The sequence below is a fragment of the Pseudomonas sp. UBA2684 genome, from assembly GCA_002354655.1.
Lineage (GTDB): Bacteria > Pseudomonadota > Gammaproteobacteria > Pseudomonadales > Pseudomonadaceae > Aquipseudomonas.
This window is the reverse complement of record DELY01000042.1, coordinates 334-3,431: the sequence shown is the minus strand read 5'-3', so window position 1 is coordinate 3,431 and position 3,098 is coordinate 334. Positions and strand designations below refer to the sequence as shown.

2 protein-coding genes are annotated in these 3,098 nt (G+C 61.7%); one reads left to right on the top strand and one right to left on the bottom strand.

All coding sequences use genetic code 11. The features are described 5' to 3' along the window. Nucleotides 1-505, bottom strand: a 505-nt coding sequence (locus tag B3M58_RS14475; RefSeq protein WP_296220131.1) for a TonB-dependent receptor plug domain-containing protein, incomplete at its 3' end; no start/stop codon positions are given. 454 nt (nt 506-959) lie between these two features. Here B3M58_RS14475 and B3M58_RS14470 point away from each other — a divergent pair. Further along, nucleotides 960-3,098 (top strand): TonB-dependent receptor (locus B3M58_RS14470; protein ID WP_296220130.1); only part of this gene is annotated, 2,139 nt, incomplete at its 3' end.

Below are 3,098 nucleotides of genomic sequence, written 5' to 3'. Positions count from 1 at the left end.
ACTCCTTGGCCACTTTCTTGGTGATGATATTGACCACGCCGCCCATGGCGTCGGAGCCGTACAGGGTCGACATCGGCCCGCGAATCACTTCGATGCGCTCAATGGCCGACATCGGCGGCATAAAGCTGGTGGAGGTTTCGTTGAAGCCGTTGGGCGTGACGTTGCCCGCGGTGTTCTGCCGCCGGCCGTCGATCAGAATCAATGTGTAGTCGCTGGGCAGGCCACGAATGCTGATGTTCAGCCCGCCGGTCTTGCCGGTGCCCTGGCGCACGTCGATGCCTTCGACATCTTCCAGCGCCTGCGCCAGGTTGCTGTAGCGCTTCTGTTGCAGGTCTTCCTGGCTCAGCACGCTGATGCTGGCCGGCGCTTCGGTGATTTTCTGCTCATACCCGGCGGCGCTGACCACTACATCCTGCAGGGCGATGGGCTCGTTGGCGTGGACGCTCATGGCGCTGGCGAGGGTAATGGCGCTGGCGAGCGCAGTACGGGATGAGACGACAGACATCGGGAAACTCCTGGCAGCGGTTCGGTACGAGTGCTGGGGCGGGGGAAAGTGCTGCCGGATGATAATGACTTGCATATGAGGTTCAATTCTAATTTGCCCTGAATTCTCATTAACCCCCTTCGATATGGCTGGAGGCCAGTAACGGCGTGGCTTTGCGCCAGGTGTAAATTATGTAAAGGGCGACCGTGCGCGGCCCTTGGCAGCGGGAAAACTCGCGGAAAAAAGCGCAATAACGCGCGCGTTGGCGGTGCCGGCATCGCGTTTGCCGGCGCCATGCAGGGCTGTTGTCTGGCTCAGTGCATGGCCGGTGGGGCAGCGCCGTTGGCGTCGACTGAGTGGCGTGCGCGCGCGAATTACCTGCGCCACAGAAAAAAGTTCCAAGACTTTGTAAGTAATTGTTGATTGCTAATGATTATCGAATAGAATCGCGCCACTTTAAATTGGAGTGATTCTCATGCGCGTGTGTCACAACAGCATCGGCAACCTGCCGCAGCGTCGTCTACTGGCCTCGGCTATCGGTTTCGCAGTGGCATCCTGGGCCAGCACCGGCCTGGCTGCCGACACTGCTGTCGACCCGCAGAAGAGCCCAGTCGAGCTCGGCAGCGTCACGGTTCAGGGGCAGCAGGACGAGGGTTATAAAGTCGATAGCGCGTCCTCGCCGAAATACACCGCGCCGCTGCTCGACACCCCGCAGACCATCACCGTGGTGCCGCAGGCCGTGATCCGCGAGCAGAACGCGCTGAGCCTGCGCCAGGTGCTGTCCAACGTGTCGGGGATTACCTTCGGCGCGGGTGAGGGCGGCAACTACGGCGACAGCATCAACATCCGTGGCTTCAGTGCGACCAACAACCTGATGGTCGATGGCCTGCGCGACAGCGCCAACATGACCCGCTCCGACATGTTCAACCTGGAAATGGTCGAGGTGGTCAAAGGCCCGAGCTCGGTGTATGCCGGCGCTGGCGCCACGGCGGGCTCGATCAACATGGTCAGCAAGGCGCCGAGTCTGCGCGCGGCCAACAACCTGCAAGCTGGCCTGGGCACCGACGGTTATCGCCGTCTGGCGGCCGACATCAATCAGCCGTTGGACGGTATCGACGGCGGTGCATTCCGCCTCAATCTGATGGCCCACGAAAACGACGTGGCCGGTCGTGAGCAGATCAACTACGAGCGCTGGGGGATTGCCCCCTCGGTTGCCTTTGGCCTGGGCAGCGCCACGCGCCTGACCTTGAGCTACCTGCATCAGTCCGACGAAAACCTGCCGGAGTACGGCTTGCCGGCCATCGCCGGCAAGGTACTCGCCGGGGTCGATCGCGATGACTACTTCGGCTTCCGCAATATCGATACCGAAGAGGTCGATGTCGACTCGTTGACCGCCAAGTTCGAACACGATTTCAACGACCTGGTCAGCCTGAACAGCATCAGCCGTTACAGCGAAGTGGATAACCGCACGGTGACCACCCGCAGCTACGTGCAGACGGTGGGCGGCGGTATCGGCCCGGGCCAGTTCAAGTATCGCTCGGGCAGCGGCAACGGCCGCGACACCACCACCAAGCTGGCGATCAACCAGACCAACCTGAACTGGCGTTTCGCCACCGGCTTTATCGAGCACGCGCTGGTCACCGGTGTTGAGGTATCCCGGGAAACCCTCGAACGCACCAACTTCAGTAATAACCTGGATCTCAGCCCGGTTTACGACCTGAACAACCCGCCGGGCTACTACGTCGGGCCGCGCAACCGCAGCAACACCTCGACCCTGGATGCCGAGCTGACCGATCAGGCGCTGTATGCCTTCGATACCCTGGCGCTGAGCGAACAATGGGATTTGAGCCTGGGGCTGCGTTGGGAGCGCTACGAGGGCGAGAATGACAGCCGCACCTTGGCAACGGGCGTGCGCACCCAGTTGGAATCGTCTGACGAGATGCTCAGCGGCCGTGTCGGCCTCGCCTACAAACCGGTCGAGAACGGCACCATCTATGTGGCCTGGGGCAACTCTTACAACCCCTCGGCACAGAACCTGGCGACCACCGGCAGCGGCCTGAATGTGGGCAACCAGAACCTCGACCCGGAAAAGAACGAGACCTGGGAACTGGGCACCAAATGGGAGCTGCTGGACCAGCGCCTGGCGCTTAACGCAGCAATCTTCCGCGTCGACAAAACCAATGGCCGCGTCGAGTTGGAAGACGGCACGTTCGAATTGCAGGGCGAGCAACGCGTGCAGGGCTTCGAGTTGGGAGCCTCCGGCAAAATCACCGACAAGTGGCAGGCCTTTGCGTCTTACACCCAGCTGAGCAGCGAAGTGCTGAAAGCCGCACCGGGCGAAGACGCCGTGCAGGAAGGCCAGGCGTTGGCCAACACCCCGCCGCGTTCGTTCAGCCTGTGGACCACCTACCAGCTGCCGGCCGACTTCGAAATCGGCTACGGCGCGCAGTTTGTCGACGCCCGCAATGTGGCCGTGGCCACCGGCGATACCCCGGCGCAAGCCAGCCGCGCGAAGATCGACGCTTACTGGGTGCACGGCGCGATGCTGGGTTACCAGGTCAATAAGGCGCTGGGCTTGCAGTTGAACGTCAACAACCTGTTTGACGAGGAATAC